The organism is Ruegeria sp. CDSA077, from assembly GCF_059612265.1.
In genome coordinates this window covers 77,971-95,540 of record NZ_JBXWQG010000003.1, presented here as the reverse complement: position 1 = coordinate 95,540, position 17,570 = coordinate 77,971, and the positions used below count along the sequence as shown (strand labels likewise).

15 protein-coding genes are annotated in these 17,570 nt (G+C 57.0%); 10 read left to right on the top strand and 5 right to left on the bottom strand.

The window, feature by feature from the left end; translation table 11 throughout:
• The first annotated feature begins 52 nt into the window (after window positions 1–52).
• Complete coding sequence (speB, locus tag AC2FLE_RS09695) at window positions 53–1,021, top strand: agmatinase (RefSeq protein ID WP_496696716.1); 969 nt, start codon at window positions 53–55, stop codon at window positions 1,019–1,021.
• Here the strand turns inward: speB and AC2FLE_RS09690 are convergent.
• The 5 genes from AC2FLE_RS09690 to AC2FLE_RS09670 form a co-directional block, all read right to left on the bottom strand.
• Window positions 1,018–1,992, bottom strand: coding sequence for an arginase family protein (locus tag AC2FLE_RS09690; protein WP_496696714.1), 975 nt, complete (start codon window positions 1,990–1,992; stop codon window positions 1,018–1,020). The two genes, speB and AC2FLE_RS09690, sit on opposite strands and share 4 nt — an antisense overlap.
• Window positions 1,993–2,043: 51 nt before the next feature.
• A complete protein-coding gene (locus AC2FLE_RS09685; RefSeq protein ID WP_496696712.1) occupies window positions 2,044–3,633 on the bottom strand; it encodes an ABC transporter permease in 1,590 nt (529 codons plus the stop codon).
• Window positions 3,626–4,663, bottom strand: coding sequence for a quaternary amine ABC transporter ATP-binding protein (locus AC2FLE_RS09680; protein ID WP_142637767.1), 1,038 nt, complete (start codon window positions 4,661–4,663; stop codon window positions 3,626–3,628). Before AC2FLE_RS09680 ends, AC2FLE_RS09685 begins: the two co-directional genes overlap by 8 nt.
• Window positions 4,664–4,740: 77 nt before the next feature.
• On the bottom strand, window positions 4,741–5,691 hold the full coding sequence (locus AC2FLE_RS09675) for an ABC transporter substrate-binding protein (RefSeq protein WP_142637765.1): 951 nt from the start codon (window positions 5,689–5,691) through the stop codon (window positions 4,741–4,743).
• Window positions 5,692–6,031: 340 nt separating this feature from the next.
• Window positions 6,032–6,919, bottom strand: coding sequence for a LysR family transcriptional regulator (locus tag AC2FLE_RS09670; RefSeq protein WP_142637763.1), 888 nt, complete (start codon window positions 6,917–6,919; stop codon window positions 6,032–6,034).
• Window positions 6,920–7,017: 98 nt separating this feature from the next.
• On the opposite strand from AC2FLE_RS09670, the gene AC2FLE_RS09665 reads away from it, so the two are divergent.
• From AC2FLE_RS09665 to AC2FLE_RS09625, 9 genes are all read left to right on the top strand, one after another.
• Window positions 7,018–8,460 (top strand): aldehyde dehydrogenase family protein, encoded by a 1,443-nt coding sequence (locus AC2FLE_RS09665; protein ID WP_142637761.1) that lies wholly within the window; start codon window positions 7,018–7,020, stop codon window positions 8,458–8,460.
• Window positions 8,460–9,434, top strand: a complete 975-nt coding sequence (locus AC2FLE_RS09660) for a membrane dipeptidase (RefSeq protein ID WP_496696709.1) — start codon at window positions 8,460–8,462, stop codon at window positions 9,432–9,434. The genes AC2FLE_RS09665 and AC2FLE_RS09660 overlap by 1 nt, the downstream gene beginning before the upstream one ends.
• Before the next feature lie 4 nt (window positions 9,435–9,438).
• The gene (locus AC2FLE_RS09655; protein WP_496696708.1) at window positions 9,439–11,127 is read left to right on the top strand and encodes a hypothetical protein; all 1,689 of its coding nucleotides are present in this window, start codon (window positions 9,439–9,441) and stop codon (window positions 11,125–11,127) included.
• Window positions 11,124–11,753 carry a DUF3726 domain-containing protein gene (locus AC2FLE_RS09650; protein WP_496678016.1) on the top strand — a complete coding sequence of 210 codons (630 nt, stop codon included), beginning with the start codon at window positions 11,124–11,126 and terminating at the stop codon, window positions 11,751–11,753. The genes AC2FLE_RS09655 and AC2FLE_RS09650 overlap by 4 nt, the downstream gene beginning before the upstream one ends.
• Window positions 11,754–11,765: 12 nt before the next feature.
• A complete protein-coding gene (locus AC2FLE_RS09645) occupies window positions 11,766–12,779 on the top strand; it encodes an Ldh family oxidoreductase (RefSeq protein WP_496696706.1) in 1,014 nt (337 codons plus the stop codon).
• Window positions 12,780–13,036: 257 nt separating this feature from the next.
• Window positions 13,037–14,221: an ROK family transcriptional regulator gene (locus tag AC2FLE_RS09640; RefSeq protein WP_281995501.1), complete on the top strand. Its 1,185-nt coding sequence runs from the start codon at window positions 13,037–13,039 to the stop codon at window positions 14,219–14,221.
• A complete protein-coding gene (locus AC2FLE_RS09635) occupies window positions 14,218–15,483 on the top strand; it encodes a M20 family metallopeptidase (RefSeq protein WP_496696705.1) in 1,266 nt (421 codons plus the stop codon). Before AC2FLE_RS09640 ends, AC2FLE_RS09635 begins: the two co-directional genes overlap by 4 nt.
• 11 nt (window positions 15,484–15,494) lie before the next feature.
• Window positions 15,495–16,544, top strand: coding sequence for a substrate-binding domain-containing protein (locus AC2FLE_RS09630; RefSeq protein WP_496696703.1), 1,050 nt, complete (start codon window positions 15,495–15,497; stop codon window positions 16,542–16,544).
• A gap of 61 nt (window positions 16,545–16,605) precedes the next feature.
• Complete coding sequence (locus AC2FLE_RS09625; RefSeq protein WP_282022025.1) at window positions 16,606–17,559, top strand: ABC transporter permease; 954 nt, start codon at window positions 16,606–16,608, stop codon at window positions 17,557–17,559.
• The last annotated feature ends 11 nt before the right edge of the window (window positions 17,560–17,570 follow it).

Sequence of the window (17,570 nt, the reverse complement as noted above, 5' to 3'; positions counted from 1 at the left end):
TGAACGATCTTAGCCAGTAGGCTTGCAGCACATACACTCAGATGAGGCCCTCATGACAAACCCCTTCTTTCAGCCGGTCTCGGCAATGGAGCTTGCGCGTTTTGCCGGTGTCCCGACGTTCATGCGCCTTCCCGGGCTGACGCCCAAGGACGACCGGATTGACGAGGTGGATATTGGCATCGTCGGAATCCCGTGGGATGGTGGCACCACCAACCGCCCCGGCGCGCGGCATGGGCCTCGGCAGTTGCGCGACTTTTCGACCATGATCCGTGCAATGAACCCGGTCACCGGTATTGCGCCGTTTTCCATGGTGAATTGCGCCGATCTGGGTGATGTCGCGCCGAACCCGGTGGACATCGAAGACACCATGAACCGAGTCACGTCTTTCTATAACGATCTGACCGAACGGGGCATAACGCCGCTAACCGCGGGCGGCGACCACCTGACCACCCTGCCCGTCTTGCGCGCTCTGGCCAAGTCGGAGCCGTTAGGCCTTATTCAATTCGACAGCCACACCGACCTGTTCGACAGCTATTTCGGTGGCTACAAATACACCCATGGCACACCGTTTCGTCGTGCCGTTGAAGAGGGCCTTGTGGACCCCAAGCGCTTTGTCCAAGTCGGCATACGCGGGACGGCCTATAACACAGACGATATCGATTGGGCCGAGGCACAGGGCATCCGCATCATCCGCATCGAAGAACTGTTCGACCGCGGCATTGACGATGTCATGGCGGAGGTGCGGGAGATCGTCGGAACAGGTCAGACCTATTGCACCTATGACATCGACTTTGTGGACCCCACCTATGCCCCCGGTACCGGCACGCCAGAGATCGGCGGGCCGAACAGTTTTCAGGCGCAGCAGGTGATCCGCCAGTTAAGCGGCGTCAATCTGGTCGGCGCTGATCTGGTTGAGGTCGCGCCCCCCTTCGATGCCGCTGGGGGCACGGCCTGGCTGGGCATCTCACTGATGTTCGAGCTACTGTGTGTTCTGGCACAGGCCGTAGACGCCCGCCGCTAACCGGTGTTTTCGGCAATCATCGAGATCATCTCGAACATCACCGCCGCCGCGGTCAGGGCGGTGATGTTGTTGGGGCTGTCCTTAGTCGGCATCATGCAAACAACGTCACCGCCGACAATGTTCAAACCGCGCGCGGCACGCAGGATACCAACGGCTTCGTCAATGTCGAACCCCTTTTCGCCCGGTTCCAGATTAGAAACCGCCGGAGCGATTGTCGGATCAAGGCAATCCAGATCGAAGGTAATATAGACCGGTCGTTCGCCTAGAACCTCTTTGGTCTGCGCCACTACATCTGCAAGCCCGCGCTGACGGAATTCGCGCATGGTGACGATGTTGTACCCATAGTCGTAAGAAGGCTGCAGCCAGTCCAGGCTGCGCGGATGGCCTCGCAGGCCGATTTGCATCGAACGGGCTGGATCAACCTGCCCCTGATCGGCCAGATAAGCCCCCCAATGGGCTGCCGATTTCTTTGCACCCAAAAAGTGATCGACCTTTGTAAACACATCCGTATGGGCATCCAGATGCAGAAAACTAATCGGCTCTCCTCCGGCCAGCTTCCCACATCCCAGCGCCTGTACGATCCCGCCGGTAATGGAATGGTCACCGCCAACGGATACCGGGCGCGCACCTGCCGCATCTATGCCCTTGTAAAAGGCGGTAATGCGTTCGATGCAGTCTTCGTTGTCGTTGGCGCGCGGAAAGGGTACATCGCCGACATCGGCAATCTTGGCGCGGCTCCAGGGGTCGATCTCAAAAACCGAATGGACCCTGCGCTGTACCGCCGAGACATTCCGCAAGGCGCGCGGGCCCAGATGCTGATCCCTTTCGGTTGTCCCGTTTCCGGTCGAATGCGGCACACCAACAAGTGCAATATCCTGCCCCTCGGGTCCGATATTGGGGCAGCGAAACATCGTCGGTATGCCCCACCAGTACAAATTGTCCATCATGGACTGCTCATAGCGGTCGACCATTTCATCCTCCGGTAAAAAAATGCCCCCGGCCTGGGCCGAGGGCATAGAAGTTCAGATTCTTTCGTCTTCTCGCCGGAATGCGCCCTGAACAATACGGTCCATGACCATAGCAAGGAACAAAATGGCAAAGCCGCCCAACAGGCCGGGACCCTTGGCTGCGTATTGCAACGCCTCAAGGATTTCCTTGCCCAGCCCTCCGCCACCGATCAGCGAAATGATCACCACCATCGATAGGCACATCAGGATGGTCTGGTTCACCCCGGTCATAATCGACGGCAAGGCCAGAGGTATCTCGACATCCTTCAACAGCTGCCATTTCGAGGCCCCAAAAGCCACAGCAGCCTCTTTGATACTGTCGGGCACTCCGCGCATGCCCAGCGCGGTCAGTCGGATGACCGGCGGCATGCCAAAGATGATCGTTGCCAGAATGCCGGGCGGGTTGCCGGTGCCAAAGAAGGCGATAATCGGGATCAGATAGACGAAGGCCGGCAAAGTCTGCATCAAGTCCAGCACGGGCTCTGCCGCGCGGTAGGCACGCCTGGACTTGCCAAACCAAATGCCCAGTGGAATGCCAAAAACAACGCATAACAGCACCGCCGCACCGACCAGCGCCACAGTTTCCATCGCCACATCCCAATATCCCAGCAAGGCGATATAGGCCAATGAAGACGCCGTGAAGATCGCCACTCGGGGGCCTGCAGCCCGCCAAGCCGTCACACATATCACCAACATCACAACCGGCCAAGGCGACCCGATCAGCGCAATGGTCAGGGCATCCAGAACCGACCGAACCCCAGCGACGATCCCATCGAATACGTCCCCGCCAGCAAGAGCGGCCGCATCTATCTGCGCCTCCATCCAGCTTGCAAGGTTTGAAAACAGGGTCCCGCCGCCCTCACCCAATATCAGTGCGGACACTTCTTTTTCAGGGAATGCATCCAACATGGCCAGCGAGGCATTGACCGTGAATTTGTAGACAATCAACGGGCCAATCGCCGCAACAAGCACAGCCCCCAGCACCATATTTCGCCTGGACTGGCCACTTTCGGTACTGTCCGGATCGGTCCGCCATTTTGAATACTGTTTTTCATAGACGCGGTCGGCATAGAAGCCCTGTGCCAGTTTAAAGACCAGCAGCATCAGCAATCCAGTGATCATGATGCTCAGCGCTTCAGACTGCGCGGCCGCGGCTTTTCCAAAGCTGGTATCGGCGGCTTTCTGTATATTCGCTGCCAGCTTGGTGAAACGGTCAATATCGGCCTTCTCTGTCGCATCGGCCGCTCGCGCCAGCAGCTCGTCGGCGCGTGCCTGCTGACGTTCGGCACGTTCCACCATGTCAGCGCCCGGATTGCCCCAGGCGCCACGCCCGATCTGAACCCAAGCGATGATTTCCAGGATCAGGAAGGTCCAGAACATCCCCCAGATGGCTCGTGATGCTGACCACAAAGGCCCCAGAACCGCGGCCCAGAGATTGAACGTATTCGGAACCGCGCTGGTTGCATCATGGATCTTGTGAAAAGCCTTGACGTAATAGTCCCCATTCGGACCAGCAAACTCGTGAATGGACCGATCCAGTGCCTCATGGTCGACCTCGATATCCGAGGCGGCGGTGACTTTCACTTCGGTGGTTACATCAGTCATTTTTGCCCCCCTGAATTCCGCGCAGCAGGCGCGGTTTGGTCACGACGCCCACGTCCTGTCCTGCATCGGTGATGATCACCGGCAGGTCCGTGTCGACAGCCAGGTCGATCAACTGATCCAGATCGGCCCCCTCATCCGCGCGCGGCGCGCCGTCGGTCGGGCCGGAATAGCTGTCCAGTGGCTCCATGATTGAATGCGCCTTGACCAGTTTCAGTTTGGATATGCCCTGAACAAACTCGCGCACATAGTCATCAGCCGGATTCATCACGATGTCTTCCGGTGTGCCGATCTGAACGATGACACCATCTTTCATGATCGCAATTCGGTGGCCAATGCGGATAGCTTCGTCCAGATCATGGGTGATGAACAATGTGGTCTTCTGCAACTGGGCGACCAGCGCTTTGAACTGGTCCTGCAACTGCAGCCTGATCAGCGGATCGAGCGCAGAAAAGGGCTCGTCCATTAACAGGATTTCCGGATCAGAGGCCAGGGCGCGGGCAATTCCAACACGCTGCTGCATCCCGCCCGACAATTCTTTGGGCAGGCGATCTTCGTACCCGGTCAGGTCCACCAGACCCAGCGCATGGTCCGAGACTGCCCAGCGCTTGGATTTGGACACTTTTCGAATTTCCAAAGGATAGGCCACATTGTCTCTGACAGATCGGTGCGGCATCAGCGCCATATGCTGGAAAACCATCCCGATCTGCTGCGCGCGGATACGGCGCAGTTCAGCCTCGGATATTTTGGATACGTCCTGGCCCAGAATCTCGATCTTGCCTGAGGTCGGCTCGATCAAGCGGTTCACGTGGCGCACCAGCGTGGATTTCCCGGATCCCGAAAGACCCATAATGCAGAAGATTTCGCCGCGCGGAACTTCGAAAGACGCACCCTGTACGCCGACCACACAATTATACCTTTCAAGAACTTCAGGCTTTCCAATCCCTTCATCCCGTACTGCGGTCATGGCCTCCTCTGCCCGCGCACCGAAAATCTTCCAGACATCTGTCAGTTTAACGACTGTTTCGGTCATACTTGCCCCTTCAATGCAAAACAGGCCGCCAGGCATTCCCGGCGGCCTATCTGTAATTCAGTTCCGAGCGTTACCGATCACTCTGACATCCAGTTCAGAACCGCATCTTCGTTCGCACCGACCCATTCTTCGGCATATGCGAGCGGCTCTTTGCCATCTATGACAAGCGCATAAGTCATGGCCGAGACAGCGGCAGTATCCAGTTTCATGTTGGACAACAGCCGAGCAACCTCGGGGTACTCATCCTCAAGAGATTTGGCATAGTGAAGGTGCAGATAGGCCAAATCCCAGGCGACACCTGCTTCGGATTTCTCCAGCCAATCCGGATCATCCGTGGGCTGCAGGACATTCCATTTTGCCGCGTCATAGGCTGGCTCTTCCAGGATCTGAAGATCATGCAGTTCAAACACGTAATGCGGCGTATAGCAGAAACCCACCCAAGGCTCACCCGCTTTGATCGCGTTATCAAGGTTCGCATAGGCGACGGTTTCGTCTATCTCGGTCAGTTCCATGACCTGGTCATAGCCATATGATTTGGCCCGGATTTTCTCGACATTGGTCGACGCCCAGCCGGGGGCACCGATCCATACTTCGCCCTGCCCGTCGCCATTGCTGTCGAACAGTGCCGCGATGTCGGGATTGGTCAGATCGTCAATGGACCGGATATCATTGGCATCAGCGGTCGCCTTGTCGACACACATTCCTTGAAACGCCTCAACGCCATTGGAATTGAAGGTAACTGTACCCTTTTCGGTTACATAGGTGTCATGCAGGTTCTGCTGGTTCGGCATCCACACTTCGGGGTGTACGTGCATGGCGCCGGAATCCATCGCCTCGAACACGATCGGGTTGGTGCCATTCTGAAGCTCGACCTCTAGCCCCAGATTTTGTTCGATCGCAACCTTTAGAATGTGCGCTGTTGCATTTACCGATGGCCAGTTCGGCACACCGATCACAATGTCAGCAGCAAAAGCAGGCACAGCGACCATCATCGACGCGCCTCCCAGTAACATAGTGAGTTTGTTCATATTATTTCTCCGTGTTGGACGTTCGAGGCGCTGTTCTTCTTACCCTAGGGGCAGCGGTGAGCCTGTCAAACGATATCGGGATGAGGTTCCATCCCCCTTTTCAGCCAATACCCGGGCGCGCCGGTGTGACATGAAAATTCAAACATGCCGACATATAGCCCATCAAGAGCAAGATGCCACAAATCGATTTATGCGGCTTTCTCGCAGGTTAGTTTCGGTTTATTCTGATCTTGATCGATATGACGCCTGAAATAGGTACAACCGATTCTTGAGTGGGCTTGTCTGCCATTAATATCTTCTAAGCGGCGCCATCTCAGACGAGGGCAAAGGTTTTATCCAGTCAGTCCTCAGATCCCAGTACAAGATCCTGCTTCAGGATGAAGTCCCCAAACGCGTCCGTCAGCGTTTGAAAGCGCGAGCGTTGCGAGACATAAAGATACACCTGCCTTTGATCTTCGAGATCAGCGATAGGACGGAAGACGATAGCCTCAGGGAGAGACCGTGCAACGGTTTGCGGCAAAACCGTCACCCATTCCTCGGTGCGCACCAATGCGATCAGTGAATGGGTGTTCTGAATGGTCACACCGGCCTTCGAAATCGCCGCGTGAAACCGCGGGGACTGAACCAGATCGCACAGAGCATTGCGTATGAAGGGAACCGAAGCCACCTGTTCGATGGTTGGCATCTCCGATTGCTGTGCCAGCGGGTGAGCAGCCGTGCAAACCACCCCAAACCTGTCTTCGAACAAGGGCGTGGCTGTGACCCCGTTTAGCGCAAGATACCCGGATGCAATACCGATATCTGCTTTTCCTTGCACAACCGCGTCCAGTACCTGCTGTGTATCGGTATCGCGGAGCTCGATCCTGATATCGGGGAAATGGCTATTCATGTGACTCAGCACCTTGGGAAAGGCAAGAGCCGCCACCGACGGCACAGACACGATCCGCAACAGGCCGTACTCTGCGCTGGCTATTGCCTCGATATCCTGAACTGTTTGATCGAACTGTCTGACCTGCTTCAAAGCCAAATCATGAACCTGCCGACCCACTTCTGACAGTCGGTTTTTGCGCTCTCCCTCGAACAGCTTCTTACCCAGGTGCTCCTCAAGCTGCTTCAGCGTCATTGACACCGCCGATTGCGTTCGCCCAAGACGGTCGGCGGCCTCGGTCAGATTACCAGTCTGCACAACCGTGCAAAAACTGCGCAGTGTTTCAATCTTGATCGCCATACTTCAATTTTTCTGCAATTTGTTTCATTTAATTGAGTTTGACTGATGTTCGCCAAAAAATCCATCCTAGGTCAAATGAAATCGCACTGGGGCGTAACGTGACACAACTGAATCTGATTGCTGGCGAATGGCTGGCAGGTGAGTCTGAAATCGAAAACCGCAATCCTTCGGACCTGAGCGATCTGGTCGGCATGTTTGCACAGGCCAGCGCTGACCAGCTTGAGGCGACGCTGGATCAAGCCCGTGTTGCACAGGCTGAATGGGCCGCCTATGGCATCGAACGGAAGCAAGCCGTTCTGAACGCTATCGGCAATGAAATGATGGCCCGGGCCGAAGAACTGGGTACGCTCTTGGCGCGCGAAGAAGGCAAGCCGCTGGCCGAAGGCAAAGGCGAAGTGTTCCGCGCCGGGCAGTTCTTTACCTACTACGCAGCTGAATGCCTGCGTCAAATCGGTGAGAACGCGGATTCTGTGCGCCCCGATATCGAAGTAGACGTTCGCCGCGAAGCCGTCGGCGTTGTCGCCATCATCAGCCCATGGAACTTCCCTACCGCGACTGCCTCGTGGAAGATTGCTCCGGCGCTGTGTTATGGCAACGCGGTTGTGTGGAAACCCGCCAACATCACCCCGGCATCCGCTGTCGCACTGACCGAAATCATCGAACGTCAGGACATCCCCAAAGGTCTGTTCAGTCTGGTCATGGGTTCAGGGCGCAGCATCGGGCAACGCCTGGTCGAAAGCCCCAAGGTCAATGCAATTTCCTTTACCGGGTCAGTTCCGGTCGGCAAGGGTATCGCAGCAGCCGCCATCCAGAACCTGACCAAAGTTCAGATGGAAATGGGATCAAAAAACGCTCTGGCTGTGATGGACGATGCCGATCTGGATCTGGCCGTTACTCTGGCATTGGGAGGAGCGTTTGGCGGCACCGGACAGAAATGCACGGCGTCTTCGCGCCTTGTCGTGCATGCGGGTATCCATGACGCGTTTGTCGAAAAGCTGGTGGCCGGTGCGCAAGCGATGAAGGTCGGCCACGCGCTGGAGGAAGGCGTGCAGATGGGTCCCGTCGTCAGCCAACAGCAGCTGAGCGAAAACCTGGCCTATGTTGATCTGGGCAAATCCGAAGGAGCCGAGCTGGCCTGTGGTGGAACCCGGCTGGAGATGCCTCATGACGGGTTCTACATGTCGCCGGGCGTGTTTCTGAACACCAACAACGACATGCGCATCAACCGCGAAGAAATGTTCGCGCCCCTGACCTGTGTCATCAAGGTTGGCAGCTATGACGAAGCGCTGAGCGTCGTCAACGACACCAACTTTGGCCTGACCTCGGGCATCGTGACCAAATCGCTGGCCCGCGCCACGCATTTCCGTCGCAATGCGCGCACTGGTGTTGTGACTGTGAACCTGCCCACTGCAGGCACTGATTACCACGTGCCTTTTGGCGGCCGCGGCGACAGCTCTTACGGGCCACGCGAACAGGGTAAGGCTGCGGCCGAGTTCTATACCACGGTCAAAACCGCCTATATCAGCGCGGGCCCCGTGTGATGCGGATTGACGGGCTACAATATGCCAACTGGTCGGAAAAGATTTTCCGCCAACTGCGTGACGGGGGCGTGGACGCGATCCACGTCACCATCTCGTACCACGAGAACTTTCGCGAAACGGTTCTGAATTTCGAGAAATGGAACCGCTGGTTCGAACAATACCCGGGCCTGATCATGAAAGGGCGCTGGGCCAGCGATATCGATACGGCTCGTAAAACGGGCCGGACGGCTGTGTTCTTTGGCTTTCAGAACCCCTCGCCCATCGAAGACGATATCGGGCTAGTCGAAATCCTGCACGATCTTGGCGCCCGTTTCATGCAGCTGACCTATAACAACCAGTCCTTGCTGGCGACCGGCTGTTATGAGGCCGAAGACACAGGCATCACCCGTATGGGCAAGCAGGTGATCAAAGAGATGAACCGTGTAGGTCTTGTAGTGGACATGAGCCATTCGGCGGACCGTTCCACCATCGAGGCCGCAGAATGGTCCGAGCGTCCCATAGCCATCACTCACGCGAACCCGTATGATTGGTCGCCCGCGCTGCGTAACAAGCGTGACGATGTCATTCGTGCAGTGACGGAAAATGGCGGGATGCTTGGCTTTTCGGTTTATCCCCACCATCTGAAAGATAAATCCGACTGCACGCTGGACAGTTTTTGCGAGATGATCGCACGCGCCGCCGACAAATACGGCGCGCAGCATCTGGGGATCGGCACAGACCTGTGTCAGGATCAACCCGACAGCATTGTGGAATGGATGCGGGTTGGCCGCTGGACCAAGGAAATCGACTATGGCGAGGGATCCGCTTCGGCACCAGGCTTTCCGCCCATGCCGGGCTGGTTTCAGGACAACCGAGATTTTGGGAACATCGAACAAGGGTTACGCGCGACCGGCCTGAACGATGACGAAGTGGCCGGGATCATGGGCAGGAATTGGTATCAGTTCTTCGCCGAGAACTTCGTCCCACAAGGGTAACACTATGAATACACGCGTGCAGACTGAAAATGTCAGACGTGATCCCGCGATGGTCATGCGGCTGTCGCGGCTGGGCTCGCTGCATCAATGCCGTCTCAGCTTCATGCGGCAACTGACCCGCCGTATGGCGCAGGAAAACTGGAGTTTTTCCCGCCCTGCGTTCGAGATTGACGAACACGGAGTTGGCCATGCGGTCTATACCGCGCAAGGCCCTGATCACGCATATTCTCTAGTGGCGTTTGCCCATGATCTGCCGCCCGAAAAACGCTCGGACCGGGTCATCGCCGAGGCCTGGGATGCCACCTTCGCGCTATTTGACGGCATTCCGACGGCGGATGATATTCACCGCCTGTCGCAAAACGTACCAGTGCAAGAGGCCGGGCGCGTCAGCGAGTCAGAACTGTCATTGTCGCGCGCCAACCGGTCAGTCCGCCTGTGGGCACATGTGGTCGACCGTCTGGCCGCTGGTCAACAACCCGATCTGGAACAGATTTATCAGGTTGGCTACCTGATGCGGACAACCGCCGTGTATGGTTCCGGCAAGTTTGGGGCTGCAGATCGCGAGAAAACAGCCAGTCGCCCCGAGGTCAACGGCCCGTTCCAGACCGAGATGTTGTCGGTCTACCTGACCCGGACCTTTGTGCGCGATCTGGTGCAGCATATGGCCCAAGTGAAGGGCGGCGATCAAACCGCGCAGTTAGATCCGCAGATCGCCAGTTGGCTCGGCATTGGCAATTCCACAGGTCTGGGCATGGCCCCGTTCATCGTCAACCATCCGATCTTGTTCAACAACTGGATCATGGCGCGAGAGGAGGCCATCGCCCGGGTACGGTCGCTCTTGACCGCCTCGGAAGATGAGGCCCGTCAATTCCGTGGCATCTATGATCGTAGCAAACTCTCGATGTCCTGGTGGCAGTCTGAGCATCCGGTCCAGCGCGATAAGCTGGCGGCACTCAACAACGATCTGCAGGCAATCTCTGGGTATCTGGGCAGGGATGATCTGACGCAGAACCAACCCTGGGATCGGTTGATCCTGTGGTCGCAATCCGCGCTGAGCGAGGAGGGCCAGGAACTGCTCGCCTCGCTTATCCTTGAGCCCTATGGCGAATTGGTCGATGGGCTGAGCTGTTGTATGGCCGACAGCAATTCAAGTGCCCATGTGATTGATGGATCAATGTCGGTAGGCGCTGCGCGCGATCTGATCAGTAACAGTTTTGGCTGGGCCTTGGATCTGGATTGGAACGCAGCGGAAAACTGTGCGCGGGCCTGGTATGTCTCCGAGGAGAAGCTGGAGCCGCGACTGGGTGAGCGCTTTGAGGAACCGATAGCCGGTTACGAACAGCCCCTTGCCCCGGCCCGTGACGCCGCGATGGCGTATAAGGCGCTTGCCGAATGGGATACTCGCTCCTCCGTTGCAGAGTTTCTGCTGCGCCATCCTGAACATCGCCACACCCTGCGCCGCGCTCAAATGAGCCGAGTAGCCCCCTATGGTGAAATCCACGACAATACGATCAGCGCCACTGTCCTGCCTATCGACATGCTGCGGGCCAAGCTGTCGTTTTTTGGGGCAACGCATTTTGACCCCCGGTCGGACCGCTGGGTGCGGATCTGCATGTATTCCGGCGCACCATATCCTGATGAGCTAACGCCGGAAAATGCCGATCTGTGGGTTTATCCGGAGTTGCCGCAATGACCTATTCACTGAACGAGATCGAAGCCACCTCTAAACGCGCTGCCCGAGGGGCCGGGTATGCCTGGGGTCTGGCAGAAGAGGCCGCCAAGGCCACACGCTGGTTGTGCGGGCATGGGCTGGACGGGACGGCAGAGCTGGCCCACCTGCTGGACTTGGGTTTGGCTGCGGCGCCGGCAGATCACAGACCAGATGCGATGCAGGGCCCATGGCAGGGCAAGGGCGCTTTGTGCCCTCTGGCCACTGGCACCTTGCTGTCGGATTGTGCCGAACAGCTGCGCGCCGGACCGGTTGAGATGGCCAACATTGCAATCCCTGCACTGTTACTGCCCTTTGCTGCCTATGCGGCACGTGAACTCAAGGGCTGTGTGGTGCTTGATTGTGATGGGCATCTGGCGGCATGTGATGGGTATTCCGTGTCGACCCCAGATACCTTACCCGCCCAGGCGCGCAGGGTGGTGGTTTCGCTGGGGGAACAGCGCACAGGCCCCCGCCCACATCAGACCCGCGCCGCCCCGACTGATCAGGCTTGGGCAACGCTGAATCGCTTTGCCCACCGCACCTATGCCCCCGCAACCGAGGAATCCCGCCTGCTGGGTGCAGGGGCCGGGCTTTCTGATAATGACTGATGAGGTACTGATTTGACCGAGACCCGGACCCTTACTCTGAACGAAATCGAAGACCTGTCGTTTCGCGCGCTTGTTGCTGCGGGGACTTCACCGGAAAACGCCCGCCCGCTGGCGGTTGCGACCGCGGCAACCGAGGCGGACGGCGTGGCAAGCCATGGGCTGGCCTATATCCCGATCTATTGTGAGCATGTCCAATGTGGCAAGGTCGACGGGCTTGCCAAACCGGTCATGACACGGCCCAAGCCAGGTGTAGTTACCGTAGATGCCGCAACCGGATTTGCCCATTCAGCCATCGATCTCGGGTATGAGACGCTGATCACCGCTGCGCGCGAACAGGGCGTTGCCGTGCTGAGCATCTGCAACAGCTATAACTGCGGCGTGCTGGGCTATCACACCTATCGTCTGGCACAGGCCGGGCTTGTCGGGCTTGGTTTTACCAACGCGCCAGCCTCGATCGCGCCATCGGGTGGCGCAAAGCCGGTTGTAGGGACCAACCCCTTTTCCGTTGCCGTACCCGGTACAGATGGGCAACCCGCCCTGCTGATCGATCAAAGCGCCAGTACAATCGCCAAGAGCGAGGTCATGAAACATGCCAGAGAAGGAAAGCCGATCCCCGTTGGGTGGGCATTGGACGCCGAGGGCAACCCGACCACTGATCCCAATGTGGGCCTCAAGGGCTCCATGGCACCTTCTGGTGGGTACAAGGGCGTCGGTGTGGCCCTTCTGACCGAAGTTATGGCGGCCGCTCTTACAGGGGCCACTCTGGGCATCAACGCCTCGCCCTTTTCCGGAACCGCTGGCGGTCCGCCCAAGACCGGACAGTTTTTCATTGCGATCGACCCTGTGGCGACATCGTCGTCGGGTGGCTTTGCTCAGGGCATCGAGGAACTCGTCGGTGCCATTCGATCGCAAGACGATGCACATTTGCCTGGCGATGGCCGACGCGCAAAACGCGTCGCCTCGGCCACACAAGGCGTGGCTGTAAATATTGCGACCCTTGAAAAGATCGAGACCATCTTGGGATAAGCCGGTTTTCTTAGCCCGCAATCAGATTCTTTCTGGTTCGGGCACCCTTACCCAAACCTTCTGACCCAGCACCGAATTTCAGAACGGCTTCCAAGCCTTTAGCCAAAATTCGACCCGGACGCAGCAGGCTCATTTTTCGTATTTCATGCTTTAGCGCAGAAAAACGGGGTTGACTCAAATCGCACTCCATATTTAGTTCGGTAACAGAACGAATAAATGGAATCGACGTGGCAGCGCAGACGAAAATCTCTCGACGAATGTCTCAAAGTGCGGTCGTTCAGGCGATTGCGACCTATGGGCCCATTTCGCGCGCCAGCGTGTCGAAGCTGACCGGTCTTTCGAAACAGACAATCTCGGAAATTGTCGGAAACCTAGAAAGCGATGGCTGGGTGCGGACAGTCGGTCAGACCGAGGGGCATGTCGGACGCCGCGCTGTGGTATATGAAATCGCTCCGGATGCGGCAACGGTCGCCAGCGTCGATCTGGGTGGAACAAAGATCAGGGTCGCACTATGCGATCTGACCGGTCGCGTTCTGGCCGAGCGCGTAGAGCCGACAGAACAAAGCGGCGGCAGACAAGTGGTCGATCAGGTTGCCCGTATGGTTCGCGCAACCGCAGACGACCCCCAATGCCCGTCAGGCGAATTGAAAATAGCTGTCGTCGGTGTCCCAGGCGTGCCGGACAGCAGGACCGGCGCGGTCCTGATGGCGCCTAACATAACCGGGCTGGATCAGATTGATCTTGCTGGCACTTTGAACGAACGGCTTGGGATAGAAATCCTTGTCGAAAATGACGTGAACCTTGCCGCTCTGGGCGAGCATTGGATGGATCATCGAAGCGACCAGGATGACCTGGTCTTCGTTTCCGTCGGAACCGGAATTGGTGCAGGAATCGTCGTCGGAGGTATTTTGCTGCGTGGCGCATCTGGTGCAGCTGGCGAAATAGGTTTTCTTCCCTTTGGTGCCGATCCCATTGCAAAGGAAAGCCATAAAATAGGCGCGCTAGAACGCGTAACCGCCACCGATGCAATCATCGGCGAATACAGGATGCTTACGGGCAAAACTTGCTCAGTTCCTGCGATCTTTGAGGCTGCCAATAACGGCGACAAAGCAGCCGAGCAAACGCTGGACAATGTCGCTTATCAGATCGCGCGGGCTTCGGCGTCGATTGTAGCGGTCCTTGATCCGTCCCTTATCGTGATGGGGGGCTCTATCGGCGCGCGTGACGAGTTGATGCACCGGATCAGACGCTTTGCCGCCCAATGCTACCCCCGTGAAATAGAGATCCAGCCCTCAAAGCTGGGTCCGCATGCTGCCCTTGCCGGAGGTGTGTCTATTGCCCTGTCGCATTTACATATCTCTCTTTTCGCCGAGGGTCAGAAAGGTGCCGAGATCAACGTACCACCTCCAGCGCTCGATACCTTCAAGGCAAGTATGTCATGACCGCTAAGGCTCTTTCAGAACGCTTGAGTCAAGAACAGGATGCTGATGCAGACCTGACTCTGTTGCGCGATGCCCTGTCCATCGAAAGCGTGACGGGCAATGAAACACGTTTTGCGCGTTTTCTGGACCAGCAACTTATGGCCCTGGGGCTGAATACCGGACGGGGCTGTTTCACGGGTGAACGCGAAAATGTCTGGGGAATTGCTTCTGTGGAGGGACCCAACCTCATGATTTTGGGCCATACGGATACGGTGCATGTCCGGGGCTGGGAGGAATATTGGGAAGACGATGCACGCAAAAATCCATTCGGCGCGGCCGAAAAGGACGGGCACATCTGGTCACGTGGGGCAAGCGACCTCAAGGGTGGGATTTGCGCTGCGATTGCCGGGTATCGCCTGCTGCAAAAACTTGGCGTTATGCCTTCAGCCAGTCTGACCTTTGCCTTCATCGGTGACGAAGAAAGCGGTGAACCTGGCAGCGGCGTCAGCGCCGGGGCGAAAGATCTGGTTGGACGCATCAAATCCGCCGAAATCCCCCGTCCTGATTTCGCGATCTATGTCGAGCCAACGAGTTTGGACATTTATTCCGCCCAGATCGGGTTCTTTATCGCCGAGATCACGATAACTGGAAAAACAGCTTATTTCGGCCGACCCGAATTGGGGGTCGATGCATTGAAAGCAACGCATACGCTTCTGTCGAAAATCTGGGATCATGAAAAAGAACTGAACGCGGGCCCGCGTCATGACCTTGTCGGTGCCTCTTCCGTTCTGGTGACGCATATCAATGGCGGCGGGTTTATCGCAGTGCCCGGAGAATGCAGGCTCTCGCTGATCCGGAAACTTAGACCTGGCGAAATGCTTGATGTTGCAGTGGCAGCATTGGAATCAGCGCTTGGCCTGGATCACCTACCCACGGGCATAGAGGTGTGCATCGACTACCCAGCCGGTCGTGATCATCCCAAGGGCGGCTCACCAGTTGAAAACGACCCCGATACTGAGGCGGTTCGCCTGTTGCAAAACTGTGTACAGCAAACTCTGTCCCGAAAAGTAGAAATCGGCGGCGCGCCCTACTGGTCTGAGATGCCATTTTTAACAGAACAGATCGGCTGTCCAACCGTTTATTGCGCACCGGGTGATATCGCCGTGGCGCATACTTTTGAAGAACGAATTGAGGTCGAAGAATACCTCGCCGCCGTCCGGGCCTTTGCGCTTTTCATAGCGCAGTTCGGTGCGTCGGACACACTCGCAATGCATCCAACCTGAGGAGGACAAACATGTCACTTGTTAGAAGCACATTTGCCGCAACCGCGATGTTCGCGCTGGCGGGCAGCTTATACGCCGAAACCATCGGTCCAGCGGGGGAAAGTGCCACCCCTTCATCAATGGTTGTTGTCGCTGAAGACGATGTCGAAAAGGTGAAAGAGGCTGGATATTCAGCGGCTTTGTTGTGGCATGACCAATCCGACTTTGTGAATGCGGTAACAGCAGGTGCCAGCGATGAATTTGCACGTCTGGGGATCGAGGTCGTTGCCGTGACAAGCGCAGGATTTGATGCTGCAAAACAACGTAGCGATATCGAGACGGTCATGGCCAAATCGCCCAATATCATTCTGTCGCTTCCTCTGGACCCGGTGACCTCTGCCGCAGCATTTGCAGAGGCAAAAGAGGCCGGAGTTGCCCTAAGTTTCCTCTCGAACCTGCCGGCCGGCTACAAGCACCCGGACGACTATGCGGCAATCGTGACGGATGACCTGTTTCAGATGGGCAAACAAGCGGCGGATGCGCTTGCGGCTGCCATGGGCAATGAAGGAACAGTTGGATGGATTTATCACGACGCAGATTATTATGTGACCAATCAGCGCGACAACGCTTTCAAGACCACGATTGAGAACGACTATCCGAACATCACAATCGTTGCAGAACAAGGCATATCTGATCCTGCGCGCGCCGAAGAGATTGCCAATGCGATGCTGCTGAAAAACCCAGACCTGGGTGGAATCTACGTAACCTGGGCTGGTCCGGCAGAGGGTATTCTTGCAGCGCTGCGGACGAACGGAAACACCTCGACCAAGATCGTGACATTGGATCTGTCAGAGCCGATTGCCCTTGATATGGTTCAGGGTGGTAATGTCGCGGCGATTGTTGCCGATGAAGCCTATGAACTGGGGCGTGCAATGGCCGCCAGTGCCGTGCTCGACCTGCTGGGCGAGGACGTACCATCCTTTGTTGTAGCCCCTGCATTGACAGTGACAGCGGACAACGTTGCCGATGGATGGCAAAACTCGCTGAATATTGATGCACCAGCCAGTCTGACATCGAAGTAGAGACCTGATGGGCAGGTCGCCTCTGGCGACCTGCCGCAACCGGATATTCCCAGAGGCATCCATGGAACAGGCTTTTCAACGTATGCGCGACTTGGATCTACAGCGCTGCGTCATTTATTTCGGCTTTCTTGCGATCTTTCTGTTTTTTGGGATCACTCTCTACGATGACGGGTTTCTGACCAGTCGGAATCTGACAAATATCGTCCTTCAGACAGCCCCCGCCACGATCATGGCCATCGGATTGGTCTTTGCCCTGTCAGCCGGAGAGATCGACCTGAGTTTTGGCTCTGTCGTAGCTGTTGCAGCCCTCTCGGCAGCTGTTGCGATGCAGAACGGCCCAATGATCCTGGGTGTCGCAGCGGGGCTTGGCGCAGGCATTCTGATCGGCGCGTTCAATGGTGCATTGGTGGCCTATCTGCGGTTGCCATCATTTCTGGTGACCTTGGCCACCATGGGGTTATTTGCCGGAATTGCGCGTTCGATGACCGATCTGCGATCCATTCCTGTCGTTAACGGGACTTTCACCGGGGTCTTCGGCTCGGGCAAGCTGTTTGGTGTACCTTCACTTGTCATCTGGACCGTGATTGCAGTGCTGATTGGCCATGTCATCTACCGACACACACGTTTTGGCGCACACGTTCTGGCCGTTGGGGACAATGCCCGCGCAGCCCAAGTCTCTGGCATCAGGGTTCCCCGTATCCGGCTGATGGTTCTGACCTTGTGCGGTGCAACCGCTGGGCTGGCTGGTTTGCTCTATGCCGGGCGTATTCAAGCCGCCAAATATACAATGGGCGAAAGCGATCTGATGACGGTCATTGCCGCTGTCATCGTAGGTGGCACTGCGCTTAATGGCGGCAAGGGATCCATAATAGGTGCGCTTTTGGGCTCGCTCATGATGGGAATGCTGAATAACGGGCTGATCCTGATGGGGCTTCAGGTCTCGGACCAGATGATCGTACGCGGGCTGATCATACTGATCGCCGTAGCAATTTCACTCCGCGAAATCCGCCGATAGACACCGGAGCA